Source organism: Microbacterium sp. BG28 (genome assembly GCF_034044005.1).
GTDB lineage: Bacteria > Actinomycetota > Actinomycetes > Actinomycetales > Microbacteriaceae > Microbacterium.
The window spans coordinates 12,434-36,923 of sequence record NZ_JAXCHA010000005.1; the positions used below are offsets into that span (position 1 = coordinate 12,434).

The following is a 24,490-nucleotide window of genomic DNA, read 5'->3' on the forward strand; positions in this document are numbered from 1 at the left end:
TCTCAGTTGCCGGCGTTGGCCGGCGGGGTGGGCTGCGCGGCCGCGGCGATCGCGGCGAGCAGCTCGTCCTTCTTCTTGGCGGCCCCGAGGTCGATGCCCTTGTTGCCCGCGTACTGCTTGAGCTGCGGCACGGACCACCTGTCGGTGGGGTCGCCCTCGGGCAGCTCTGCTTCGTTCGACTCGTCGGTGATCGGCTCGATCAGGCCTCGGTCGAGCAGGCGCTTGATCTGCTCGTCGTCGACGTTCTCGGGCACGGGGTCTCCGGCGAAGAGGACTCGTGCGAGACGGTTGCCGGTGGCGGCGCCGACGGCGACCTTCACGACGCGGGCTTTGGCGATGTGCTGGACGCTCATCAGGGGGCCTCCGTTCCGGTGACGTGGATCGCGGCGAGCGGGTTGGTGACGACCGGCACGTGCACGTTGCGCGCCTGCAGGCGGGTCTTGTCGCCCTTCTCGATGTTGCGGATCGAGGCGACCTCCACGCCCGTGTCACCGCCGATCTGGCGGTACTCGGGCGACGGGATCTGCTCGCGGGCGATGCCGCCGTAGCGGCGGCGGTCGATGAACAGCGGGTCGCTGAAGTCGTCGCCGTCGTCGGGCAGCCAGGTGATGCCGGCGATCGTGGGGAACTCGTCGCCGAGCGCCATGCGGTCGTCCTTCGGCAGGATCTCCAGCAGCTCGGGCATGACCTCCGCGTACTGCTCGCTGGGCAGCACGGCGGTGTCGATCGAGTAGCCGAGCTTCAGGCGGCGCACCTTGGCCTTGGCGAGGTAGGCATCCCGCAGGATGGCCTTGCCACTCGTCCATGCACTGCCCGCGAAGGTGGCCGTCGCCGACGAGTTGATCACGCCCAGCGCGATCTCGTTCGCGTCGAACACGAGCTCGGTCTGCAGGAAGGTGAACGCGTCGTCGATCGGCTGGCGACGGCTGCGTCCGACCTCCGCGTCGGTGATTTCGGTCGCGAGGCCCTCGATCATCGACGAGTAGATCTCGTACTCCTCGGCCGTCAGGTTGGTGAGCTTGTACTCAGCACCCGGCGCGACGGTCGCGGCCTTGCGGTCGGTGCGGATCTTCTCGTTCGCGGGGACGGCGATCATGCCGCCACTCATCGTGTACCGACCCGAAAGCAGGTAGTTGCCGATGAACTGCTGCGCGGCGATGATCTCCGCGAAGCGGCGCTGCACCATCGTGGGCGACTTCAGGAACGCGATCCAGTCGGCCGCGGTCGAGTTGTCGATCTGGGTCGGGGTGTAGGGGTAGGTCTGCATCTCGGTCTGCCTCTCAGAGCTGGATGACGGGGACGAGGGCGCCGTCGGCCGCGGAGGCGAGGGCGAGGTAGAGCGCCTTGCCCGAAGCGAGCGTGCGCACGCCACCGGACGCGGCGGCCTCGAGCTGCTGGCCGCGCGTAATCGCACCGACGGCCTTGAGCTCGTGGATGGCCTTGTTGACCTCGACAGCAGCCTTGTCGCCGATGCCTGCGTCGTGGCCGGCGACGCCCACGACCTTCGTCGATGCGGCGGCGGCGGGGGCGACGGAGAAGTCGGCGCTGCCGACCTCGACCACCTGACCGGCGGTGACCGCGGCGGTGACAGCGAAGGTGACGACCTGGCCCGGTCGGTACAGAGGGAGGTAGTTCTTGGGCATGATCAGGCCTCCTCAGCCTTCGTGGGCGGGAACAGCTTCGAGTAGGTGCCGTCCTCGTCGGAGGACTGGTCGACGCCGCCGGTGTGACCCTTCGGCTCGAGCGGGATGAGTCCCTTCTGGAGACTGGCGAGAGTGTCGGCCGCACCTTCATCCGCGGCGAGCGCCGCGATCCAGTGGTCTCGGCGGGCGGGTGCGATGCGACCGTCGGCGACGGCATCGTCGACGGTGGCGGCGCGAGCTGCGGCGATCTGCTCGTCGCGGGCCTGGCGGCCTGCGGCGGCGTCGGCGCGCATCTGCTCGAGCTGCGTGGCCTCGATGGGCACGACGCCTTCGGGCAGCGCGGCGGTGGGGGCGGGCGTTGCGACACGCTCGGTGAGGGCGGCGAGCACCGTCTCTTCCGAGGCGTTGGCGTCGGTGATGCCGAGCCGGTCGCGAACGTCAGCCAGGAACTTGTCGCTCATGGTGAGCTCCTCCTTGTTGGCGGGGTTACCCGGCTCGGTCGAGTCCGGGGGCTTGGGTGCCGTTGCGCGCGCGGACGCGGCGGCGGCGTGGATGCGTGCGGCGGCGGCCGCGTCAGCGTCGTCGTCGAGGGTGATGACGATGAGGTCGTCGCTCTCGTCGTCGTCAGCTCCGACGGTCGTCGCGGTGCCAGCGTCGGGGACGACTCCGGCACGGTCGGCGAGGCCGAGAGCGACGGCGTCCGCCGCGGACAGCCACGTCTCCTCGGCGAGCAGCGTGCGCCAGTCCTGCTCTCCAGCCTTGGCGGTGTAGATCTCGATGCAGGATTCTTCGACCTTGTCGAGGAAAGCCGCGTCCTTGCGGAGCTTCGCGGCGTTACCCCACGTGATCTTGTGGGGCGAGTGGATCATCATCTGACTGCCGGGGCTCATGACGGTCTCGTCGCAGCCTGCGGCGATGAACGATGCGGCTGATGCCGCGAGGCCGTCGACGACGGCGACCACCGTGGCCTTGTGCGCCGAGAGCATGTTGAGGATCGCGACCGCTTCCCACACCTCGCCACCGGGCGAGTTGATGCGGAGCACGATCTGCTCGACCGTGTCTGGAAGGGCGTCGAGCACCCGACCGACGTCTTCGGTGGAGATTCCCCACCAGCCGCCCCAGCTGTCGATCGGTCCGTACATGCGGATCGTGGCGACCTTCGCGTCACCCCCTTCCGACACGGATGTGGCGACGGCGCTGAAGAACTCGGTCTTCGCTTTCGGCGGCTCGACCGATCCCCAATAGCGGTGCTGCTCCTTCTGCTTCTCGGTCATGCTCCCTCTCCTGACGTGCGACGATTCGGCCGCGCCGTGTTCTTGTCGTGTTCCGGCAGCCCGTAGGTCTGGCGGGCGAAGCGCTCGAGGTTCTCGTCGGGTGTGACGATCTCGGCGTCGACAAGCTCCTTGAGAGCGGCGGAGGTGATGCGCTGCTGCGAGCCGATCTCGTCGAAGACGATTCGGGGCGCCGGCACGTTCGACCCGAAGTTGAGATCGACCAGGTCCTCGACGATGTGCTTGTTCGCGGTGTCCGCGATGGTCAGGGCGACCGTCTGCAGAGACAGCGTGAAGAACTCAGCGAACGTGTCTCCGAGCGCGTACGAGCCCTTGGAGTCGTCTCCGCCCAGGTTCAGGAAGTTCGCGAGGACGCTGCGACCGATCTGCTCGTCGTAGTAGCGGATCGGCTTGTTCGCATCCGGGAGTGTCCCCTCGACACCGAGCAGCTTGATGTCGCCGCTGTTTGCGATCGACGCGCCCGCCTGGCGGCCCGACCGGAAGTTCTTCGCGATAGAAAGTCCGCGCTTGATCTCCGCGTCCTGGCGCTTCGTGTACTCCTCCGGGTCGTACACCCCGGACGGGATCTCGGGTGCGACGACGACAGGCACGCCCATTCCGTTGCGATCCACCGTCTGCGCCTGGATGCGCAGCATGCGATCCTTCAGCACCCAGAACTTGTAGGCCGGTCGGAGCAGCGACTGTCCCAGCCAGTTACCGCCCTCTCGCTCGTGTACGTAGACGACGAGCCGGTCCACCTCCATGCGGTGCTTGCTCGTCCCGGCGACGCCCTGCTCGATGGCGATCAGGCCGCCGTCGGGGGCGACGTCGATGCGCGCGATGGTCTTGGGCGGGCGCCAGCCGAGCTTGCGGATCCAGGCGCGCTGCACACCGTTCGCGTCGGGCGCGATGCGGTAGGTCTGCTCGAAGATCGAGTGGCCGAACGGCAGACAGGTGAGAGCGAGCTGCAGGTGTTCGGCCCACGAGAACCGATCACCGGTGCGCGGGCGCGCGACCGCATCCTGACCGAGCACAGGAAGGTCGAGGTTCGCGGCGACGAACTCGACCACCTCGGGCGGGGCCAGCGCCGGGTCGAGTCGCCACGTCGTGCGCCGAATGGGCAGCATCACTGCGCGGAGCACCGACATGACCTGTGCGTCCGTACGGCGCATCTGGTCGTACACCTCGATGTTGGCGGGCCAGATCAGCTCCGGCACCTTCTCGTCGTCGAGGACATCCCAGAACGTGAACTGCTCGGGAGCGGTGACGTAGCCGTCTTCGCGCGTCGGAGCGGCCGCGACGTCCCCGCGCGCCTGCGGCTGCTCGCGACGTGCGAACAGGCGCGGCAGCTTGATGCGGTCAAAGTCGTCACGGACAGCCATGCGTGCTCCCCTCTCAGAACCCCATGTCTCCGATGTCGGCGAGAGGGTCGTCGTAGTCGTCATCGCTTCCCGCGCGCGGCTCGTCGTCGATGTCAGCGAGCGTCTTGGGCGCGGGAGGAGGTGGTGGTGGTGCGACCGGCTGATGCTCCAGCAGCCACAGCGCCGCAACCCACGCTCGAAGCGCGGTCACGTCAGTCGGGGACTCCTTGACGTCGATGACGCGCGTGCCCCCCGCGAGTACCTTCCACACGGCGGTCGCCGCGGCGAGGTCGAGTGAGGTCCACGGGGTGTGCCACACGCGCTTCTCACGGATCGCGTCGTCAGCATCGGCGTACGCATCGAGCAGGTCGGACCCCTCAAGAGGAACCACGGGGATGCGGAACTTCGACTCGAGCTTGAGCTTCTTGAGTCGGGTCGCTTCCGCCGACGCTTTCGTCTGACCGGTGACCGCCTTGATACGCCCCTTACGGTCAGGACTGGACAGCCACTCCTCGACCCACTCGTCGCCGTATCGCCCAGTGACGATCTCGACCTGCGGCAGCCCGTCAGGTCGGTACCCCGCGAGCGCCAGGTAGGTCTTGGATCGGCCGGGCTGCTGTGCGATCGCGGCGACCACGGGTCCTTCGATGCGGTCGACTGTGGGGTTGACGATGCGGCGGCGGCCGTCGGCATCCTTGACAGTCGCGATCTTGCCGTCGTCCCACGCTCCGGGAGCGAAGGGGCCGGCGGTGGCGCCGTCGTTCCACTGGCAGAGCACCTCGGTACGAAACACCCACTCGGGGTCGGTGTTGCAGGACGAGGCGATCGTCTTCGTGCTGATCGTGTAGCCACGAGACGGGTTCGCCTCGGACCACCCGGCACGGTCACGCTTGGCGCGGGTGGGCGCGGCGGACCATTCGAGGATGCAGAGCGTGTCCTCGTCCTGCTCCAGGTCGTCAGCGTCGGCGTCTGCGAGCTCGTCGTCGAACTCGTCCAGGTCGAGCTCGTCCTCGTCGCTCGTGTCGAGCAGTTCGTCCAGGTCCTCGTCGGATGGACCGGTGTCCTCCACTGCAGCGATCCCGTCAGGGTCGCCGATGGCGCGATGAGCCATGAGACGCAGATAGCGCAGCACGATGCTGGTGACGTCGCCCGCGTTCGACAGGGCGAGTATGAGTGCCTCCGCGCGCGCCATAGTCGTCTTGGTGATCGCGCCCCACGCGCCCCACGTCTGGTGCTCTCGGATCTCGTCGAGCAGCACGAGGTTGCCCGAGAGTCCACGGCCGGCGCGGCGCGTGGCGGCCTTGACCTTGTACTTCGCGCCCGTGACGAGGTTCAGAGACTTCTTACCGTTGACCTTGGTGACGGAGTCCTTGAGAGCGGAGAGCTCCTCATTCGCCTCGACGAGGTCGACGACCTCTTCCCACAGCGACTCGGCTACGTCGAGATCCTGCGCGGTGCCGAGCGCGAGCGGCCATCCCCAGACGAACAGCAGCCAGATCGTCAGGACCTGCGCCAGGGTCGACTTGCCGTTCTGGCGGGCGACGAGCACGAGGACCGTCCGGAACCGGAGAGAGCCATCCTCGAGCAGTTCGAGCATGCGGATCAGTGCGGCCCGCTGCCAAGGCAGCAGGATCACGCCGAGCACCTCGTCGGCGAAGTCGATGACCTCGAACCCGAGCGACGTCTCCGGCGTCAGCTCACGCAGCGGCGGAGTGCAGATGCGTGGCTCGGCGTTCCCGAACAGGTGAGCCGTCTCCGGCGTCGCCAGATCGCGCTCATGGACCTTATCGACGTATGCCTGACCGCATCCCTGCGGGACCGGCCAGCGCAACGGGACGAGCGGGGTGCGCTTAGCTCGCGACCCGCCCGCGGCGCGCGGCGGCCGCGTCGCCGAACTTCGTGAGCTTGCCAACCTTGCCCGCCTTCTTCAGCGCGTCGGCCGGGATCGACGCGGGCGTGATCTGCAGCTCGGCGCATCCCTTCACGTACGACGGGATGAGGTTGTACGTCGCCTTCTGCAGCGCCTCCAGCCCTTCGCGCTGCGCCTCGTCGATCAGCCACGCCAGCGTCAGAACGGCCTCGCGGACGCCCTCGAACTCTGGCTTCGTGTCGAGCTCGGCGGCGGTGATCGAGCGGCGCGTGGCGTCGTACATCGGGCCGGCCTTGCGTCGGACGCCGGCGGGGCGGTTGAACAGCGGCGACCATTTACGGATCTGCTCCGCAAGCTCACGCTCAGCGGCGAGCGCCGGATGCACGACAGCACCGCGCTTCTCGCCGCCATCGACGACGAGTCCCTCGTCCGCGACCTTCTTCGCGGCTTCGCGCCAACGGATCACGAGAGCGCAGTACGTCTCCAGCATCTCGGGGTCGACGGAGGGATGCATGCGCCCGCGTGCGCGGACCTCGTCCCATACCTCGCGGGCTTCGTTGCTGAGGCGATCAGGCGGGTCCCAGTTGATCGTCTTCGCCGACGCCATGGACGCTCCCCACGGTCATGCGGCCGACGGTCATCGGGCCGAAGCGGATGATGCCGACGTGGACGGTTCCGAGCGTCGGGCGATTCAGGTCTTCACGCTCTCTCTCGAGCGCGGCGGGTCGCAGCTGCGCGACCAGGTCGGAGAGGGTGCGCCGGGCGCCCGGCCACTCAACGATCTCGGCAACCTGATTGACGCTGATACGTGGATAGTCAGCAAGCACGTCGCGTACGGCGGGCGTGTACTCCTCCGCCATCGACGGGCGCGTGTAGTCGAGGTTCGCGTCAGGATCGAGAGCACGGCGCACCGCGTTACGTGAAGCGCCAGTGGCGCGGGCGATGCCACGGATCGAGCTGCCAGCGGCGCGGTCGGCGCGGATGCTGCGACGATCGCGCATCACTCATCGACCGGCTCGAAGTACCCGCGCTTCGATGCGACGCGACAGTGACCGCGTCAGCACGTAGTAGAGGATGTCGCGCTTCCTGAATCCTGAGACATATCCGAAGGCGATATCCCAGGCCGCGCGTCGCAGCCCGTACGCCGCTGCCACACGCCAGCGTCCTCGTCCGAGCTCGAAGTCCGTGACGAGGCCTCGCGTGACGCCACCGATCGCCACGTGCTGCACAATCGCCGGATCATGCGCCTCTGCCAGGTACTCGGCGGTCGCGGTCGGAAGGCCGAGCGTGGGTGCCCAAACGTGGCTGCCCGCTTCAGCGTGACGCAGCGCGCCTGGATCCTGCGCCGCGAGGGTCGCAGGGCACTCCGAGCATCGAGCTACTTGCTTTGCGGCCGTGAGCATTGAAACCTCCCGGTCAGGGTCCGTTTTCACCGCCACGCAGCTAGCGCGAGGGGTAGGGGGTCGATCACGGAGGGGGAGGAAGCCCTCCCCGGCGGTGTCCACCCCTCATGCGAACGTGGATCTTCTGGCCGGTCACCAGTCGCTCGACGTCACACCTTCGTCTTCACCACGCGTTCCATCACCGTCGGACTCGTTGCACTCCTTGTGCGCTGGCGCCCAGTTCGACGGCAACCATGTGAGCTCGGGGAACCGGCGTCGAGATCGAAGATGCTGGACCGTGCAGCCCTGCGGGTGCGTGCCTGGCAAGTCGTAGTCGATGCGATGGCCGCAGATACAACAGGGCGTGCGGTCCGTGCGCCCCTTCGCTTTCACCTGCGCCAGAGCGTCGGCCGCGCGGCGGCCGCTCCACGCCGGGATCACTGCACCTTCGTTCTTCGGCATCGTCGACCTCCTCGTGGCGGCAGGGCATCCGAGGTGACGACACCCGGACACCCCACCGATCACGACTGCGCTCCGCCGCGCGTCCACCGCTCTCGGTTGCAGCATGCCGAGCGTCACCGCGCGACAGGCGGGCTCTGGCTCGGACCTCGGTGCGTCGAATGGGAGCGTGCGGCGGCGGAGCGAGATCCCGGCGAAGGGCACGCAACTCCGGGACTGTGTGCGGGGAGTCACATGGTGACCACCTCCCGCAGTCGGTGGAACAGATGACGAAAGCCCCACCCGAAGGTGAGGCTTGGTCATAGTTCTTGTGCACGCACAGCGTACCAGAACGAGAGGAAGAGTTTGAAGAGTTTTCAGCTCAACGCATCCGCGGTGATGATCTCGCCCTCGAACATCTGATCAGACAGGAACTGCCGGAACGCCGTCGTGTTTGCGAAGTAGTTGGGGTACGCGGACTGAAGCTGGCTCACCTTCTGCGCAGATACGAGCACAGCATCGATCGTCTCGTCTCCCTGAGCCTCGATGGCCGCGAGTCGTGCTTCTGCGTCGCGAAGGTTCTCCAGTCGAGTGACCGTCAGGACCGCCGTGTCACGGTTCAGCTCCAGGATGAAGGTCGATCGACGATCGCGCACCGAACCGAATCTGCGCACGAAGGCCTCATAACCAGCCAGCCGCTGCGCGATCCCGAGTTGTGATTCCAATTGAGAGAGCTCATGCCGCAGATCCGCAGCATCTCCTTGCGCAGCGGTGGGCTGTGGGAGGCCTTCTTGCACAGCCATAAGCGAGCTGACCAGAAGGAAGTAGCGACGCAACAGCGGATCACCCTCGCCGTACTTCAACCGGGTTCGGCCGAAGAGATCCATAGTCTCGACCGCAGTCGCCCATGCATGTTGGAGATCACTCCGGATCTGGACTTCCACCTTCGATCCGACGTAAGCACCCTTCGAAGCACGATACTCATAGACCAGGTGCACACCGCGATACCCCGTGTTCTGGGGCTCACGAAGATAGTCGTATTCCCGCAGGATCGCATTCATCGTTCGGGGCGCGTTTCGAAGTCGCTCGGCCAGCTCGTCGATGTTCGTGACGTCCGGGAACACGACGCGACATCCGCCGAGGTCGTGCATCGTGGTGACGTTCATGTTGGGGTGGCGCTCGAGTTTGTCGATGATCGTGGGAAGACGCTTCATTCGCCGCGCGACCACCGCATCGAGGTTCACTGCGAGGGCGTGTCTGCGTACGTACACTGTGACGGCGAACAGCGGATAGGCATGCGAGCTACGGAAGTTGCTCACTTTGTCGCGAGCTTCCGACAGCTCTCGGGTCGACCCCTCACCTCGGCCGATCTGCTTGCCTGCTCGATCCACCTGAGTCTTCGAGTACTGCCGAGTCACCCACCCCATGCGCGTCATCATAGGGCTTTCCGAGGCCGTCCGATCTTGCTCCTCATCCGCCTGTCGGCTTCGATCAGGTCTGCCTCGCGAATGCGTCCCATCAGCGACTGCAGCTCACCCGCGCGCTCCCAGTTGCGAATCGTCCTCTCCGTGCGACCGACTCGCTGGGCGGCCTCGGCACGAGTGAGCCAGGTCATGCCGCCGGCACCTCCGGAACCACCTCAGCGAACGCCTCAGCCCAGAAGCCGCCGTGCTCCTGGTCATCCGCCTCCCAGTCACACGTGGTGCAGCGGAACCGAGCGACGTCGGCGCGGCGGCGGGGAGGCCGGACGCGGATCGTCTTGCAGTCGCACGACGGGCATGGGTTCCGCGCCCACCGCTCGCGGTCGTCGAGTGACCACTTCCCCAGCGCGTCGGCGACGGACCACCAGTCCGGCTCACCCTCGTGTCGGAACATGACCGCGTCCCAGAGTTGCGTCACCTCCTTACGGTTCGCGAGCTCGTCGAGGTGGTCGAGGATCGTTCGCGCGTAGTCGTGCGCGACGTCGAAGGCGGATGCAGCGTCGGCGCCCGCGATGAGATCGCTTCGGCCGTACGCCTCTCCGTTCGCTACAGCGGCCCACTCGTGCAGCATCCGCATGACGTCGCGCGCCGCGTCGATCACGGCAGCCGACACGGGCGCCGGCATGTCGACGGGTGACGACGAGACGATCATGCGGTCCCAGTTCCAGCTCGACTTCATCGGGTCCGCGATCGAGCGGAGGTGACCGACCAGGTCAGGCGCGTCGCTGAGCGTGCGGGAGAGTCGGCGGTAGCAGCGGTCGCACAGCAGCATCCCGTCTCGTGCTTTCACCGGCGCGCACCCCTGGCAGGTGCCGTCGGTCTTACCGAAGTCGGCGCAGACGGCAAGGTGCTTCGTGTTGTCGTCGATGGTGCATCCGCGGATGCAGTCGCGCTCGTGGGTCATCGCTGGGCCTCTCGGATCTTGGTCAGCAGTCGGTCGGTCTCGGCGTCGTAGGCGCGCTCCTTCGCGGTCGGCTCGTTGCCCTTCGGCAGCTCGCGCATCGCGTTGAGGCGCCGGGTCGATGCGCTCGACACTCGGTGGAGAAAGTCGTTCAGCACGTCGTCGCTGACCTGCCACCGGTCAGAGGACGCGAGAGCGCGGTGAGGCATGCGCGGCGTCGCCAGCTCAGAAAGGCTCATCGTCCGCTCCCCCGGTCTGCTCCTCGAAGATGGACAACTGCTCGAGGTACGTGTGCCGAGCGAGGTACTCCCGGCGCCTGGCAGCGGCCGTGCCGCAAGGCCCGCAGGGTTCGTAGTGACCGTTCGGGTGATCCGGGCAGCCGATGGGCGGAGCATCCAGCAGCGCGGGGCGATCCGGCCTGCGAGGGGCGGCGTAGGTCTGATCCCGGTTCCACGCGGCCCAGCGGACGGCACGTTCGCGTTCTTCCGCGTCCACCTGCGCCTGCGCGCGCTCTCGCGCTCTCGCTCGCGCACGTGCTCCTTCTCCCTCTCTCTCCCCAGCCGATGAAAATGAGGGCGTCTGCGGGGCGCTGAGCGCCGGACGCAGCGCGTTCGATGGTGACGTCATCGACAGCCACTCCTGGCCGTCCGCGATCCACGTCGAGAGGTGTCCGGCTTCCTCCAGCATCACGACGTGCAGGATCACCCGCTCCGTCGCGGACCTGATCGGCTCGGTCGGGTACAGCTGCGCTGCGAGCGCCGTGGGGTTGAGCTGTAGGAGGTTCTTCTCCCCCGCCAGCAGCCGGAGGCCCACTGCGGTCGGCGCGGCTTCGACGGGCAGCCCGAGAACGGTGGGCGGCGTCGAGGGCGCGGCGCCACGCGGGGGTGGCAGGGGGGTTGGTTCCAATGTCGTTCCCTTCGAGTGCGAACGCCCTGAGGCATTCGTCGTATGCGAGCTGTAGGTCTTCGGGCTCGACGAAGAAGCACTCCGACCATCCGCGGCCGCGGAAGAGGATCCTGTCGGCGCGGTGTGGGCCGTCGCCGGTGGGTCCGGTGAAGGCGGGGTCGAAGAGTCTGCGGAGTGCGCGGAGGCCGGCGGCTTCCCAGGTGGCGTCGGTGCCGCGGGCGTCGAGGAAGATGTGGGCGCCGCTGCGGCGGAGCATTTCGAGGCGGGATCCGCGGAACGCTCGCCCGATCTTGAGGATGCCGAGCGTGGGCCAGTAGGCGATGTACGTCGACCCGTACTTGAGCATGCGGGAAGGGTCGCGCACGCATTGGCGGCAGGAGAGCGCACGCTCGGACCGCAGCGCGCGGCCCTGTTCGACGGTGCGACGCCCGCAGACGCACACGCAGCCCCACATCGGCTGGCGAGCGCCGCTGCGCGACACAGCGTCAGGCAGGCGCTCGGAGACGGTGAGCATGCCGAAGGTGCGCCCGGTGAGGTCGATGAGGACGCCCATCAGTCGCTCGCCTCACGGGGCGATACCGTGACGGCATGAAGCTCCCCTACTTCAAGACCGTCGACGGCGTCGACTTCACCCTCACTCGCGACGCTGGTCTCGCCGGCGGCGTCGAAGATTACTTGTGGCGAGCCTTCGATGGGTCGGGGCGAACGAGCAGCGCCTCGGTCAGTGAGTTGGAGGACCTCGGGTTGCTCTGATCTGGATGGCTCAACGATGCCGAGGATCTGCTGCGCCAACGCGCGCGCCCGGTTGGTGTCGGTGGTGGCGTCGGAGCGGAGCTTGCCGTCCGGCGTGGTGATCGGCTCGGACTGCTGACGCTTGACGTTCAGCGTCTCGAGGATGGTCGGGTCAGAGCCCTCAGCGGAGTGCAGGAAGTACGCGACCGGCGGGGCCTCCCCCATGCCGTCGCGACGCACGCGGCCGATCGCCTGCTCGTGCACCTGCGGCGACCAGTCGAGCTCGCCGAAAACGACGACGTTGGTCGCCTTCTGTAGACCGTCGACACCGGCGCCGGAGCGTAGGGACATGATGAGCACGCGGGCGCGGCCGTTGATGAAGCTCTCCTCCGCTGCGGCCTTCTGGGCGGGAGACTCGCTGCCGGTGTACATGACCGGCTCGTACGCGGCGAGCGCTTCGAGCCAGATGTCGTAGACGGCTCGGTGCCATCCGAAGAGGACGACCTTCTGTTCGGATTGGAGGATCATCTTCACGAACTCGGCGACGTAGGGGGCTTTGCCGATGCCGGTGGCTTCGCGGAGTTTCCAGTCGAGGTCGCCGGATGCGCGCCAGCGTTCGGTGCGGTTGGCGGATTCGTTGAGGATGAGGTGGGCGAGGGCTTGTGCGTCGCCGGCTACGCGTTCGAGGGCGGTGGGGTCGGCGTCGACGAGTTGCGGGACCTTGACGGTCTTGGGGAGTTCGCGGCCGACTTCTGCGCGGGTGCGGCCGAGCATGACGCCTTCCTCGCGGAGGTAGGAGCCGAGGGCGGCGGGGTTGCTGACGACCATGTGTTGCTGGTGCCAGCGGCCGACCCATTCGCGGATGAACTCGTACTGGGAGCCGAGGACGCCGGGGGCGATGATGTTGAACAGTTCCCAGATCTCGCCGGCGTAGTTGTAGACGGGGGTGGCTGTGAGGCCGAGGACGAAGGCGGCGTCTTTCGACACTTGTGCGGCGGCTTTGCCCTTGTTGGTGCTGACGCCGCGGCGAAGCTCCTGCACCTCGTCGAAGACGACGGATGCGGCCCAGCCTTCGAGGTGGTCGCGCCACCCGTCGAGACGCGAGTAGGGGACGATGAGTACGTCGGGGCGGTCGCCGTCTAGGAACGCGGCCGATGGCGTGGTCTTGGCGGCGAGGCTGACGGTCAGCCACGGGAACGCCTCTTCCAGCTCAGTCATCCACCGGCGCGGCAGGTGCGTGGGTGGGACGATGAGCGCGGGCAGCGCGTCGGCGTGCACGAGGTTCAGCAGGCCGGTGAACGTCTTGCCGAGGCCGAGGTCGTCGGTGAGCAGCAGGCGTCCACGAGCGCGGAGGAGTTCGACGGCGGCGAGCTGGTAGTCGCGGGGCGTTTTCGCGGGTTGTGTGGGCAGGTCGAGGCGCTGGCCGGTGCCTGCGGTGACGCGGGCGACGGCTGCCATGGTCTCGCGGTGCGCGTCGGCGCGTAGGCGGAGTTGCTGCTCGGACTCGGGCGAGGCGGGCACGAGCGGGTAGCGCTCCATCAGCCATTCGATGTCACGGGCGACGTCGTCGGCGTCGGTGATGATCAGCAGCCCGGAGCGGTCGTGGTCTACGCGGGTGAAGATCCGCTTGGCGCGCACGGCGACCGCCGGCTCGAGCTTGAGTCCCCACCGGCCACGCACTCGCCCGTTGGCGGGCTCGTACATGTAGGTGCCGTAGGTGCGTGTCGCGGTCACAGTCCACCTCCGATGAGGGAGCAGACGATGAGCGGCTTGCCGTTGAGCGTGAGGGGCATGTCACTGTGGGCGGCGCGAGTGGTGACGAGGACGAGAGCGTCGATCTCTGGGCACTGCGCGTACCGGGCAAGCTGGCGGAGAACGGTCGGCCCCGAGCTTGCGATCTTCACCTCGACGCCGACCGTCCCGGCGAGCAAGTCGATGCGGGAGGCGCCGTCCGAGAGGCGCACCTCACGCGTCGCGGTGATACCCGCGTCGGCGAGCGCGTCGGCGATGCCTTCCTGCAGGTCGTCCTCGTTGTTGAACTGCAGACAGCGGGTCGCGGCTGCGCGCGCGATCGCGATGGCGTGGGTGCCCGGGTCCTCATAGTGGAAGGCGGGTGTCAGGTCGAAGTGCTGCGGGTCGATGCTGAGCACGACGGTGACGTCCTCGTGCCCGTTCCACACGGCCGGCTCGATGCCAAGGTCGAGCGCTTCGGAGTACTCGCAGTCGCGCAGGTCTCCGCCGGCGTCGAGGCACTCCTGCGAGTGCAGGATGTACACGCGCTGCTCGGCGGCGACGGCTCGTGCGAGATGGTGCACGGCGTGCCGGGGTGCCCCCATGAGCTTCTCGAGCTTCTGCGGGGATTCGAGTCGGGTCATCGGTTGCTCGCTCTCTCTTCGGCGCGCGTGCTCGCGCGCCATGTCTTGTGTGCTTCGGTGACCTTGGAGCACAGGCCGTAGCGGTCGCGCTTGAGGCAGCGCTGCCCGCACAGGGCGCACGTCGGGAGGTGCGCGTGCGACGCGTCGATCGCCGCGAGCGCGGCGCGCAGCTCGGCGTCGTTCTGCTCCTTCATGGCCGGGTCGAGGGTCCAGCCCTTGTCGGCATCGAAGCTCCAGCCGCCGCCGGATGTGGCGCGGGTGGCAGTCGTGGCGGCGCTCATGCTGCCGCTCCGATCGCCTCAGCGACGAAGCCTCCGAGCCAGTGGGCGACGTTCACCGCTACCGCGTTGCCCGCACCCTTAGTCGTCTGGGACTTGTTGGCTGCGCTGGTGTCGTAGTCGTCTGTGAAGCGTTGGGCACGGAGGTGCTCCCGGGGGCCGAGCATCCTGAATCGAACATCGTCGAGGTCGAAGGGCAGATCGCCTTCGTAGGTCGCCTCCGGCCGGGTGCGGGTGGGGATGACGAGCGAGACGTTTGGGGCGGCGACGATGGTCGGCAAGGGCTCGCTGATCGGCTTGTTCATGTGCTCGATCGCGCGGTAGTCCAGCCCACCGTGATGCTTGGTGAGGAAGGCGCCCGGTGGGATCGCGAGGCCGTGGTGCTGTGCGCCGGCGAGTACCGCGGAGAGCGGCTGGTCCATGTCGCGCGCCGTCGACGTCCCGAAGTACTCGACGACGTACGGCGGTACTGCGATTCCCTGAGACATCGTCGTGGTCATCGCGCCGAGAGGCAGCTCGGCGAGGCTGACACGCCGGTCACCGTTGCGGCCCGCAGCGTCGCCGTAGTGATGCGTGATGAACGGCGGAAACACGAGCCCGTCGCCGATCTTCGTCGACCGTGTCGGGAGCGGCCCGTCATCCAGTCGCATCGCCCGGTTGTCCGCGTCGTGATTGACCGCGGTGAGGAACGGCGGCACCGCGAGGGCGTCGCCTCCGGACGCGTTGCGCGCCATGAGCGGCGCCGCGTCGGGCGCCCACACACGGTAGTAGGCGCCGGGCTCGCCGTGGCGCGGGTGCCGAGGGTTCGCCGCATCCCACGTTTCGCCGTGGTGGGCGACGATGGCAGGGCGGGCGAACATGCGAGCGCCGACCTCGATGCGGCGCATCGTGGCGGCCGCGAGCGGGCGCTTACGGTCACCGATGCGCTCACCGAGATCGGACCAGTCGATGACCGCGGCGGCCGGGAGCACGAACGGCTCGACGACCTGACGCGCGTGCTGGCCCGCGCCGCACACGTAGACGTACTGGCGGCCGTACTTGCCGACACGGATCGGGTGATCCTTCTTCCAGGACTGCACCGCCTCGATCACGGAACCGCACTGCTCGCACCACGCCGGAGGCCGCGGCTCGATGCGCGGCATACGGATACCCTTGCGGCTGAGGACGATGTAGATCCGGTCGCGCCACTGCCCCGCGGGCGCGTTCGTTGGCGAGTAGATGTGCGCCGCGGAGGCGTTCACGATCTGCCAGGAGTAGCCGAGGTCCTCCCACATGCGCAGCCACGAGGGGAACAGCGGCCACGAAGCGACCTCCGGGACGTTCTCGATGATCGTCACGTCGAACGACCGAGCCTCCGTCGCACGGATCGGGTCGAACATGGTCGCCCGCGAGCGCTCCCCTGCCTCATTCGGGACGTACTCGTCGAACAGGTCGAGCTGCGTGTCGCGGCGGGGGCGCTTACGCCCACCCGCCGGCGAGTGCCACGTGCACTCCGGCGACGCCCAGAGGAACGGCACCCCGCGCGGCAGGCGGCGCATGTCGTAGCCGGAGAGGTCGCCTTGAACGTGGTCTGCGCGGCGGTGGTTCGCCGAGTGCACGGCGATGGCAGTGTCCCAGTGGTTGTAGGCGGTCGAAAGCTCGAAGCCCGCCTCCACGAGACCCGACGACGCGCCACCGAACCCGGCGAAGAAGTCAAGGAAAGGGATGCCGTTCACAGATCCACCACCCGGTACGTGTCATCGAACGAGACGAAGCAATGCACGACTCCGCACGTCGCGCATCGGAGCACGCGTGGTCGCGTGAAGCCGGCGCGTGCTCCGGTCAGGTGCGGCTCGCAGATCGGGAACTGCGCCCTGCAGCACGTCGTGACGCACATCGACGTCGCTTCAGCGACGCAGCGGCAACAGGTGAGCACTTCGTCGACGTGCTGCTCCATCTCAGCGATGACGTCGTCGTCGAAGATGGGCGTCTCGAGCGGGGTAAGGATCGGGGTGCTCATGCTGCACCGCCCTCAAGGTCGAGCAGATCGAACAGGGTCGGCGTCGCCTGCTCCTGGTCGAGTTCCCGCTGGTACATCACTGCGTCACGGTGCGACGTCGGGTTCAGCTCGATGCCGTAGCCGCTGCGGCCGAGGCGGCGAGCGCGGAGCGCAACGGTGCCGAGTCCGCTGAATACGTCAAGGACGAGGTCGCCGGGGTTGGAGTAGCGGGCGATGAGGCGGTCGACGATGTCGAACTGGAGGGGGCAGATGTGGAACTCGAGGGCGCGTCGGGACTGCTCGCCGTTGAGTGTGAGCATGCGGTTGACGTCGTCCCAGACGTCGGGGCGCCAGGATCCGGCGTGGATGGAGGCGTACTTCTTGGGGAGCGCGTCGCGGTCCTGGAGCGCTTCGCCGGTGGCGACGTGGGTGTCGTAGTCGTAGACGTTCGCGCGGGCCTGGTTCTTGAACAGCTTCGCGAGGATCTCGGGGCTGAGGGCTGCGAGCTCGTCGGGTGCGAGGAGGCGGTTGCCGGAGGATCGCCAGTCCGCGGCGGCGTCGATCTGCCAGCGTGCGAGGGAGTAGTCGCGTTCGTCCTTCTCGACTCGTTCGTCGGCGTAGCCGCGCTGTCGGTCGGTCTGCGGCTTGTGGAAGAGGAGGACGTACTCGGGTGATCCGACGCCCATCTTCGTGCTGTCCTTGCGCATCTCGGTGTACCCGAGGCGGTAGGTCTGGTTGTTCTCGCGCACGACGTCCGTGGTGATGGTGATCATGCCGAGGTAGTCGAAGCCGTGCTTGAGCATGTGCACGATGCCTTCGGCGTGGAACGGTGAGGATGTGGGGACGCCGGCGCCGGTGACGGCTCCGAAGTTGATGCGGTCCTTCACGTGGGCGGCGTAGATGCGGCCGGGTTTCATCACGCGGTAGAGCTCGCGGGTGAGGTAGTCCATCTGTTGCCAGAAGTGCAGGTTGTCGTCGGTGTGGCCGAAGTCGTTGTAGTTCGGCGAGTACTCGTAGTGGTTCGAGAACGGCCACGACGTCACGAGCAGGTCGACGGAGTCGTCGGCGAGGTGGTCGCGGGCTTCGAGCACGCAGTCGTTGTGCGCGAGCACCCAGCCGGGCCCGGACTCTTCTGACCGGTCGACGCCGATCGCCCGGCGCAGCGCCGCGGATACCGCTCCGGGGTTCAGCCCGAACTCGCGGATGATGTCGCTCATCGTGTCGGTGAGACGGTCGTGCTCTTCCCACTTCGCCAGGAGGGTGTCGCGGATCTCCGACTCGGTCTCGGCGTAGACCAGGTGCACGGTGACGGGTCGGGTCTGGCCGAACCGTTGGATGCGGTGCACGGCCTGGATCGTGTCGTTGAACTTGTAGGTCACGCCGACGAAGATCGCGGTGGCCGCGCGCTGCAGGTTCATGCCCTGCCCGAGCTGCACGGGCTTACCGATCAGCTCGGTCGTCTCGGCTGCGCGCCACGCGTCGAGGCGGCGTTCGGCTTCGACGTCGTCGAGGCTGCCATGGATGCTGGAGAACGGGAGGCCTTCGGCGCGGAGCATCGACTCCAGCAGGTCCTGCTCGTCGTTGAGGTCGCACCAGAGGATCACCGGCTCGTCAGCCCCGTGCAGCTCGACGTGCTCGCGCACGAGCGTGAGAGCCCGGGCGACGCGCTGCGTGAGGGTCTTGCGCTTCTCGCGCGCGGTGGCCTGCAGTGACATGGCGCCGCCGCTGACGAGGACGCCCTGACCGTTGCGTTCCACCTCATCCGAGGCGATGTCGACCTGCACCTCTTCCCAGTTGATCGTCAACGGGGGCAGGTCGTAGCCGTCATCCGGGAACCCGAGATCGGACGGGCGCTGCACGAAGCACGCCCACGTGTTCAGCCACAGCCAGAACTCCCGCTCCTTGTGCGGGTACAGGCGAAGGTCGTTCGCCTTCGAGCTGTTGCGGACGAAGAAGCGTGTCAGGGCCTGGCCGGTGTCCATGATGCCGAGGAAGCCGGCGTAGTGGATCAGCTCCTTGTGCCGGTTCGGTGACGGCGTCGCGGTCGCGACGAACCGGTACGGGATCCGCTCGAACAGCGACAGGAACTCCTGGTAGGTCTTCGACCCGAACGAGCGCAGCACTGATGCCTCGTCGAGGGACACCGCGTCGAACAGGGTGACGTCGAGCTTGCCGTCGCGCACGCTCTCGTAGTTCGTGACGTAGATGCCCGACCATGAGAGGTCGACATCCTCGGTGCGACGCACGAAGCGCACCTCGATACCGAGCAGCTCGCGGCCGTCACGGATGAACTCGCCACGCACACCCAGCGGTGCGACGATGAGCGCGCGTCCGCCCGGTACCTCGGAGGCGGGGTGCGTGATCGTGGTGTGCAGCGTCGCGAGCTGCATCACTGACTTACCCAGGCCGAACGCGGCGAAGATCGCCCGGCGTCCGCCTGCGAGCGCCCACTTGACGATCGCGCGCTGGTGGGGCTTGAGGATCTCGGGGAGGTCGTCGTCGTGGACAGGGAAGCCGAAGGATCGGTCGAAGGCGACCTTGTCGCGGATGAACTGCTCGTAGGTGTCGGTGGGGTGTTGCAGGAACAGGGGCGAGAGCAGAGCGCTCATCGTGTGGTCTCCTTCTGGTCGCGGCCCCAGCGCTGCTGGGCGGCCTGCGTGGTGATACCTGCTGCTTCTCCGATGAGTCGCCACGGCACGTGGCGATCGCGCATGCCGTCGACGGCGGTCTGGATCGCGTTGTCGAAGTCGTCGCGGATGGCGAGGAGGATGGACAGTTCGACCTCGTCGGCGTTGGCGACGCGGACGCCTGCGCGGCGGATGATGCGGCGCACGAAACCGTTGAGCCAGGACTCCGTCTCGACGTCGCTGCGGACGTTGCGCTTGTCCGTGGACTCGACCGCGCCGTTGCGCGCTTCGGCATCAACCTGCGGTTGACGCTCCCCCGCGGTCATGCCGCCCACGCCAGACGCTCAGCGGCAGTGAGGACGAAGCGACAGTCCTCGCACAGTGACGACGGCCGCGCCTGCCTCTTGCGGCCGCAGCGGGGGCAGGCGTGCACGCCACGCTCCTTGGCAGGCTTCGCTACAGCGCTGAGGTGCTGGGCGCGGATCATCGCGCACCGCCCGAGGTGAGCTGGTCGAAGCGTGCCAGGTAGGCAGCCTCAGCCTCCGCGGGCGACCACGCGTGGATGGTGACGTCGAGCTTCTCGCCGTGCATCGACCACGGGCGCGGCGGCTCGGCGAGCAGTGCCTCGCGTTCGTTCCACAGGATGCGCAGGTCGAGTTCCTTCACGGCCGGTGGCTTGTGGAACGGGAGTCCGAAGTGGGCGACGATCGCCTCCTCGACGCGGTCCTCTGCTGCGCGGTAGTCGGGCATGCCGACCTTGAGCGGTCGAACCATGTCGCCCACGTACGCCTCGGTCGCGTCGTGCAGGAGTGCCCAGAGAGCGATCTCCGGCTCGGCCGCCTGGCTCATGAGGACGCAGTGCTCGGCGACGCTGTAGAAGCGGGTGACGTGGCCGTTGTAGCGGCAGAGCATGCTCAGGGCGTGCGCGATGTCGACGATGTCGACGTCGTCCGGATGCGGCGCCATCGGGTAGAACTGGCGGCCGGTGTACGTCTGCATCCAGTCGCCGCGGTGCCAGCGCTGATCGTCAGCGAACCGTGCGACGTCTGCCCACTCGGGGCGTTCGGTGCTGTCCATGCGTAGACCTCTCAGAAGCTGGCGGTGACCGCGGCGCTTGCGCGGGCCAGAGCGGAGCGACGTCCGCGGATCTCTTCGCGACGGCGCAGCAGCGCGTGGGTAGTGACGGCGTCGATGACGAGCGCCTCGGGTCGGTCGATCGCCCGGCTGAGCAGCTGCGAGTAACGGGCGGGGCTGACTGCGAGCTCGCGGATGATGTCGCTCTCCGCGGCCGCGGCGTCAGGATGTGCGGCCGCGAACGCGAGGAGGTCGGCGACAGTGAGTCCGGATCCGATCGTGACGCCCGGCGCGTTCGATGCTGCAGCGAGGGCGGCGTCGACGGCACTCATCGCCGTCCCCCCAGGATGCGGAGGTGGTTGTCGGCGATCGATCCGATCCGAACTGACGGCACGTCGTAGAACGAGCCGCACGCCTGCATCGCCTTCGCGACGGCCGCGGCGAGCGCCCACTTCTCGTGCTGGGCGATGATGCGGCCGATGCGGCGTTCGCCGTGCTTGGTGCCGTTGGGGACACGCACCCAGGGGCGGACGGTCCAGACGAGCAGGTCGCGTCGGACGGTGCCGAGGTGCGGGAGTTCGGCGGGTTCGAGGCGGACGAGCCACCGCATCTGGGTGCCGGCCAGCGGCCCGAAGGTCACCGTGGCGGGAGCAGGCGTGGCGGGATGGTTCGCCACATCGCGGTCACGGTGTTCATCGCTTCGAGTTCGGCTCGCGTCGGGGTGAGCACTCGGATCACCCATCGCACGCCGTCGATCACGACCAGGTCGCCAGAGGCCCATCGTTTCTTCCCCTTACCGTTCACGCGGCTGCGTCGGCCTGGCGGCCGAGTTCGGCGGTGTACCGGTCGGCGGCGACTGCCGCGGCGGAGACCGGCGGGTGAGGCGCGGCGTGCAGGTCGATGTCGACGCGCGTGCCGGCGGGGATGGTGATGCTCACCGGGTGGATGTTCGGATCCGTCATGATGTGCCCTTCGTTCGGATCTGTGCGGTTGTGGAGAGGGTGAGAGCGGACAGCACCCGTTGGGGGGACGAGTCCCGCCCGCTCTCACGTGTGGGAGGTCAGGTGGTGGTGCGGAGGTGGCGGTCGTCGCGCCAGCGCTCGTGGTCCCTCGACTCGGCGAGCGCCTGGCCGATGCCGTCCCGCTCGTCAAGAGAGCCGAGCGCGTCGGGATGCGTGTCGTCGATGGGCTGCGCCGTGACGATGCAGGCGATCAGGAAGCAGATGCTGAGGATGATCAGCCCGACGATCCAGCCGAGGATCGTCTGCAGTTCGGGGCTCACGCCGCACGCTCCTGCGTGTCAGATCCCGCGGCGGGATCGACCAGCCGTGACTTGATCCATGCATCCAGGTCGACGGGGTAGAAGGCGTTCAGACGACCCTGTTTGAAGACCTTCGGCCCCTCCCCTGCGGCGAGCAGATTGCGGAACGTCTGGTGCGCGAGACCGCAGTACTTCGCAGCGTCACGCGTGGTCAGCACCCGCCCTGTGCGCTCGACGACCGGAGCGCTCACGACGCCACCGCCGTGGGTTCGACTCTGACGTCAAGCGCCGCGGAAGCGAGCAGCGTCTCCACGCTGATGCCGAGGAACTCGAGGACCTTCTCGAGTTCGTCGGCATCGATGGCAACAGAGCCACGCAGCCGGTCATAGACCGCATTGCGACCCAAGTTGAGAACGGGCACGAGGTCCATCCCCGAGTAGCCCCGGCGAGCCAGCTCGGCTTGAATTGCCCGTCGGATTCGACTACTCAATCCGGTAGTGGTTCCTGTCATGACGGAGACAGTACCTGTTTGGGTAGTACTGCGCAACCCCTGTTCAGATTGCGACTACTACCCCATTTAGGTACTCTCTCCTCCATGGGACAGAAACCGATTGGCACGGCGCGCGGCTTTGCCCAGCGCGTGACCGAAGTCATCGACGAACGGCGTAGGGAACTCGGGATGTCGAAGGCATCCCTCATCAGCGAGTCGGGAATGCCGGCGAACACCTTCCACACTCGAATGCGCGGCGATCGGCCGTTCGATCTCAACGACATCGAGCTGCTCGCAACCGCACTCGGATGCGAGCCAGAACTGATCCTCCGTGAGGCCGCTGAGGGCACGGCCATCGGACGAGGCGATGCTCCGGTCACGCCGATCCGGCAGGGTGTCGGGGGTTCTACCCAAACTGATCTCGAGACAGTCGAGCTCGATAGCACGAGGATCGCCGCTTCGAAGGACAACACGCCGATCGACCCGTCTCGCGGTGAGTCTTGATGAGGGGAACGGAACCGATGAGCAGCACTCACGACGACTACTGGGACGACATCGAGATCACCGAGGCCCCGGCGTCCAGTCAGGGGCTGCGCCTCATGTACGGAGTCGACGGCTACACCGACGGTCCCTGCGTCAGTGATTACGACCCGTGGGCGCACGCCGAGATGCTTGACCTACCGATCGTGTTCCGCGACGACCTCCCGGACCCGGATGCCGTCGCGTGCTTCTCCGTCGACCATGACGCTATCTTCGTCCGCACTAACCTGCACGCTGCCGTGGAGCGCTGCGCCCTCGCCCACGAGGTGGTGCACTTCGAGCACGGAGATGTGGGAACGAACGACTTCCAGGAGCAGCGTGCAGATCGCATCGCGGCGCAGCGCCTCATTCGCCCCCGCCGCATCGAAGAGTTCTGGGGCATCACGGACGACCCCGCCATGATCGCGCTCGAGCTGAACGTCACGGAGAAGATCATGCGCACTTGGATGCGCCTTCACCGCTCGGGCCAAATCCGGCGGTTCTGATGGCACGACCACCGCTCGAACTTGAAACGTGGGGCCGGATCCGCCGCACTACCGTCAACGGCAAGCACGCGGCGGTAGCGTACTACCGTGATTCCGACGGCATCACACGCCCGATGCAGCGACAGGGCAAGACGCCCGCCGAAGCCGAGCGCAACCTTGTCAAGGCGCTCAAGAAGCGGCTCGCGCCGGTCAGCGAGGATCTCACGCCTGACACGACTATCGACGTGCTCGCGCGGAAGTGGCTCGATTCTCGCACTCGGCTCGCTGAGGGATCGGTGCGCATCTACCGCAACGCGATCGAGAAGCACATCGTGCCCGGTATCGGATCGGTGCGGCTCGGCGAGGCGACCGTGCCGAAGCTCGATCGCTTCATCAGTGCACTGTCTCGTTCATCCGGACCCGGAACCGCAACAACGGCGCGAGTCGTCCTCGCAGGCATGTTCACACTCGCAACCCGCCACGGTGCGGTGCGCAGCAACCCCATGCAGGATGTGCCCGCTCCCGAGAAGGCTAAGCGTCGCGGCCGCGCACCAGCACCGAACATTGAGATCATCCGCGATGTGCGCGCGCGCTTCGAGGCGTGGGACGCCGGCACCGAGCCGCGCCCGGACGGTGACCGTCGCCGCCGGCAGCCACGAGCGAGTGTGCTCCTCGATACGGTCGACATGATCATCGGCACTGGGGTACGCACGGGCGAGCTGCTGGCCCTGCAGTGGTCGTCGCTCGATCTGGTCGACCACTTGGTGACGATCGAGCGCACCATAGCCCAGGACCGCGACGGAAAGTTCTTCGTGCAGGAGTTCACCAAGACGGATGCCGGGTATCGACAACTAGAGCTGCCTGTCGAGGTCACTGCAATGCTCCTCCGGCGAAGTGTCGCGGCCTACACAGACCTCGTCTTTCCTTCCTCCGTCGGCACACTCCGCCATCCGAACAACTACCGCACAGCCTGGCGAGCAGCTCTCGCGGAGACACGGCACAAGGGGCTCACCCCTAAGAGCTTCCGCAAGGCCGTAGCCACGTTCCTGCGTGACGAGCTCGGCTTGCAGGCGGCGAAGGAGCAGCTCGGCCATGAGCACGAAAGCACGACGCAGCGCCACTACGCCGATGAGTTGCACCGCGGCCCGGCTGTCGGCGCGATCATGTCGAAGCTCTTCTCGACCTGACCAAGTACGCACCCAGCGAGCGCAAAACCCCGAGTAAACAGCGAATCGCGCCCACTCCACGAGCTTGGAGTGGGCGCGATTCGGCTTCTGATCTGGTCTTTCCTGTGCCGGCTACAGGACTTGAACCTGCAACCCCCGTTTATCGGGTCGCGAGTTGATACGTGTCCATATGTGTACTTTCCGCTGCAGTTCCACCGTGCCGTACTCATAAGTACACCCAAGTACCGACGC

General features: G+C 67.2%; 30 protein-coding genes. 3 read left to right on the top strand and 27 right to left on the bottom strand.

Annotated features, from left to right (window positions below):
• Positions 1–2 precede the first annotated feature (2 nt).
• The 27 genes from SK224_RS16515 to SK224_RS16645 all read right to left on the bottom strand — a co-directional run bounded on the left by SK224_RS16515 (position 3) and on the right by SK224_RS16645 (position 21,999).
• The gene (locus SK224_RS16515; protein WP_320435734.1) at positions 3–353 is read right to left on the bottom strand and encodes a hypothetical protein; all 351 of its coding nucleotides are present in this window, start codon (positions 351–353) and stop codon (positions 3–5) included.
• Entirely contained in the window at positions 353–1,267 is a 915-nt protein-coding gene (locus SK224_RS16520; RefSeq protein ID WP_320435735.1) for a hypothetical protein, read from the bottom strand. The genes SK224_RS16515 and SK224_RS16520 overlap by 1 nt, the downstream gene beginning before the upstream one ends.
• 13 nt (positions 1,268–1,280) lie before the next feature.
• Positions 1,281–1,643 (bottom strand): capsid cement protein, encoded by a 363-nt coding sequence (locus tag SK224_RS16525; protein ID WP_320435736.1) that lies wholly within the window; start codon positions 1,641–1,643, stop codon positions 1,281–1,283.
• A gap of 2 nt (positions 1,644–1,645) precedes the next feature.
• Positions 1,646–2,917, bottom strand: coding sequence for a head maturation protease, ClpP-related (locus tag SK224_RS16530; protein WP_320435737.1), 1,272 nt, complete (start codon positions 2,915–2,917; stop codon positions 1,646–1,648).
• Positions 2,914–4,296: a hypothetical protein gene (locus SK224_RS16535; RefSeq protein ID WP_320435738.1), complete on the bottom strand. Its 1,383-nt coding sequence runs from the start codon at positions 4,294–4,296 to the stop codon at positions 2,914–2,916. Before SK224_RS16535 ends, SK224_RS16530 begins: the two co-directional genes overlap by 4 nt.
• Positions 4,297–4,309: 13 nt before the next feature.
• Positions 4,310–6,106, bottom strand: coding sequence for a hypothetical protein (locus tag SK224_RS16540; protein WP_320435739.1), 1,797 nt, complete (start codon positions 6,104–6,106; stop codon positions 4,310–4,312).
• A gap of 19 nt (positions 6,107–6,125) precedes the next feature.
• Positions 6,126–6,752: a P27 family phage terminase small subunit gene (locus SK224_RS16545; RefSeq protein ID WP_320435740.1), complete on the bottom strand. Its 627-nt coding sequence runs from the start codon at positions 6,750–6,752 to the stop codon at positions 6,126–6,128.
• Positions 6,715–7,146: a hypothetical protein gene (locus tag SK224_RS16550; RefSeq protein ID WP_320435741.1), complete on the bottom strand. Its 432-nt coding sequence runs from the start codon at positions 7,144–7,146 to the stop codon at positions 6,715–6,717. Before SK224_RS16550 ends, SK224_RS16545 begins: the two co-directional genes overlap by 38 nt.
• 534 nt (positions 7,147–7,680) lie before the next feature.
• Positions 7,681–7,989 (bottom strand): hypothetical protein, encoded by a 309-nt coding sequence (locus SK224_RS16555; RefSeq protein WP_320435742.1) that lies wholly within the window; start codon positions 7,987–7,989, stop codon positions 7,681–7,683.
• 353 nt (positions 7,990–8,342) lie between these two features.
• Entirely contained in the window at positions 8,343–9,284 is a 942-nt protein-coding gene (locus SK224_RS16560; protein ID WP_320435743.1) for a RelA/SpoT domain-containing protein, read from the bottom strand.
• Positions 9,285–9,576: 292 nt separating this feature from the next.
• Positions 9,577–10,350, bottom strand: a complete 774-nt coding sequence (locus SK224_RS16565) for a hypothetical protein (RefSeq protein ID WP_320435744.1) — start codon at positions 10,348–10,350, stop codon at positions 9,577–9,579.
• On the bottom strand, positions 10,347–10,586 hold the full coding sequence (locus SK224_RS16570) for a hypothetical protein (RefSeq protein ID WP_320435745.1): 240 nt from the start codon (positions 10,584–10,586) through the stop codon (positions 10,347–10,349). The genes SK224_RS16565 and SK224_RS16570 overlap by 4 nt, the downstream gene beginning before the upstream one ends.
• Positions 10,573–11,253 (bottom strand): hypothetical protein, encoded by a 681-nt coding sequence (locus SK224_RS16575; protein WP_320435746.1) that lies wholly within the window; start codon positions 11,251–11,253, stop codon positions 10,573–10,575. Before SK224_RS16575 ends, SK224_RS16570 begins: the two co-directional genes overlap by 14 nt.
• Positions 11,254–11,805: 552 nt before the next feature.
• Positions 11,806–13,719 carry a DEAD/DEAH box helicase gene (locus tag SK224_RS16580; protein ID WP_320435747.1) on the bottom strand — a complete coding sequence of 638 codons (1,914 nt, stop codon included), beginning with the start codon at positions 13,717–13,719 and terminating at the stop codon, positions 11,806–11,808.
• Positions 13,716–14,360 carry a hypothetical protein gene (locus SK224_RS16585; protein WP_320435748.1) on the bottom strand — a complete coding sequence of 215 codons (645 nt, stop codon included), beginning with the start codon at positions 14,358–14,360 and terminating at the stop codon, positions 13,716–13,718. The genes SK224_RS16580 and SK224_RS16585 overlap by 4 nt, the downstream gene beginning before the upstream one ends.
• Positions 14,357–14,641, bottom strand: coding sequence for a hypothetical protein (locus tag SK224_RS16590; RefSeq protein ID WP_320435749.1), 285 nt, complete (start codon positions 14,639–14,641; stop codon positions 14,357–14,359). The genes SK224_RS16585 and SK224_RS16590 overlap by 4 nt, the downstream gene beginning before the upstream one ends.
• Complete coding sequence (locus SK224_RS16595) at positions 14,638–16,353, bottom strand: DNA cytosine methyltransferase (protein WP_320435750.1); 1,716 nt, start codon at positions 16,351–16,353, stop codon at positions 14,638–14,640. The genes SK224_RS16590 and SK224_RS16595 overlap by 4 nt, the downstream gene beginning before the upstream one ends.
• Entirely contained in the window at positions 16,350–16,637 is a 288-nt protein-coding gene (locus SK224_RS16600; protein WP_320435751.1) for a hypothetical protein, read from the bottom strand. The genes SK224_RS16595 and SK224_RS16600 overlap by 4 nt, the downstream gene beginning before the upstream one ends.
• The gene (locus SK224_RS16605) at positions 16,634–19,225 is read right to left on the bottom strand and encodes a DNA methyltransferase (RefSeq protein WP_320435752.1); all 2,592 of its coding nucleotides are present in this window, start codon (positions 19,223–19,225) and stop codon (positions 16,634–16,636) included. The genes SK224_RS16600 and SK224_RS16605 overlap by 4 nt, the downstream gene beginning before the upstream one ends.
• Positions 19,222–19,569, bottom strand: coding sequence for a hypothetical protein (locus SK224_RS16610; protein WP_320435753.1), 348 nt, complete (start codon positions 19,567–19,569; stop codon positions 19,222–19,224). Before SK224_RS16610 ends, SK224_RS16605 begins: the two co-directional genes overlap by 4 nt.
• Before the next feature lie 157 nt (positions 19,570–19,726).
• Positions 19,727–20,320: a hypothetical protein gene (locus SK224_RS16615; protein WP_320435754.1), complete on the bottom strand. Its 594-nt coding sequence runs from the start codon at positions 20,318–20,320 to the stop codon at positions 19,727–19,729.
• An 11-nt stretch (positions 20,321–20,331) separates the two neighbouring features.
• On the bottom strand, positions 20,332–20,649 hold the full coding sequence (locus SK224_RS16620; RefSeq protein WP_320435755.1) for a DUF3263 domain-containing protein: 318 nt from the start codon (positions 20,647–20,649) through the stop codon (positions 20,332–20,334).
• Positions 20,646–20,993: a hypothetical protein gene (locus SK224_RS16625; RefSeq protein WP_320435756.1), complete on the bottom strand. Its 348-nt coding sequence runs from the start codon at positions 20,991–20,993 to the stop codon at positions 20,646–20,648. The genes SK224_RS16620 and SK224_RS16625 overlap by 4 nt, the downstream gene beginning before the upstream one ends.
• 124 nt (positions 20,994–21,117) lie before the next feature.
• On the bottom strand, positions 21,118–21,279 hold the full coding sequence (locus SK224_RS16630; RefSeq protein ID WP_320435757.1) for a hypothetical protein: 162 nt from the start codon (positions 21,277–21,279) through the stop codon (positions 21,118–21,120).
• A gap of 98 nt (positions 21,280–21,377) precedes the next feature.
• Complete coding sequence (locus tag SK224_RS16635) at positions 21,378–21,599, bottom strand: hypothetical protein (RefSeq protein WP_320435758.1); 222 nt, start codon at positions 21,597–21,599, stop codon at positions 21,378–21,380.
• Positions 21,596–21,829 (bottom strand): helix-turn-helix domain-containing protein, encoded by a 234-nt coding sequence (locus SK224_RS16640; protein ID WP_320435759.1) that lies wholly within the window; start codon positions 21,827–21,829, stop codon positions 21,596–21,598. The genes SK224_RS16635 and SK224_RS16640 overlap by 4 nt, the downstream gene beginning before the upstream one ends.
• The gene (locus SK224_RS16645; RefSeq protein WP_320435760.1) at positions 21,826–21,999 is read right to left on the bottom strand and encodes a hypothetical protein; all 174 of its coding nucleotides are present in this window, start codon (positions 21,997–21,999) and stop codon (positions 21,826–21,828) included. The genes SK224_RS16640 and SK224_RS16645 overlap by 4 nt, the downstream gene beginning before the upstream one ends.
• Before the next feature lie 174 nt (positions 22,000–22,173).
• Between SK224_RS16645 and SK224_RS16650 the strand changes: the two genes are divergently transcribed.
• Genes SK224_RS16650 through SK224_RS16660 form a run of 3 tightly spaced genes read left to right on the top strand, consistent with a single transcriptional unit; the run spans position 22,174 to position 24,259 of the window.
• Positions 22,174–22,572 (top strand): helix-turn-helix transcriptional regulator, encoded by a 399-nt coding sequence (locus tag SK224_RS16650; protein ID WP_320435761.1) that lies wholly within the window; start codon positions 22,174–22,176, stop codon positions 22,570–22,572.
• Positions 22,573–22,589: 17 nt separating this feature from the next.
• Positions 22,590–23,093 carry a hypothetical protein gene (locus SK224_RS16655; protein ID WP_320435762.1) on the top strand — a complete coding sequence of 168 codons (504 nt, stop codon included), beginning with the start codon at positions 22,590–22,592 and terminating at the stop codon, positions 23,091–23,093.
• The gene (locus SK224_RS16660) at positions 23,051–24,259 is read left to right on the top strand and encodes a site-specific integrase (RefSeq protein ID WP_320435763.1); all 1,209 of its coding nucleotides are present in this window, start codon (positions 23,051–23,053) and stop codon (positions 24,257–24,259) included. The genes SK224_RS16655 and SK224_RS16660 overlap by 43 nt, the downstream gene beginning before the upstream one ends.
• The last annotated feature ends 231 nt before the right edge of the window (positions 24,260–24,490 follow it).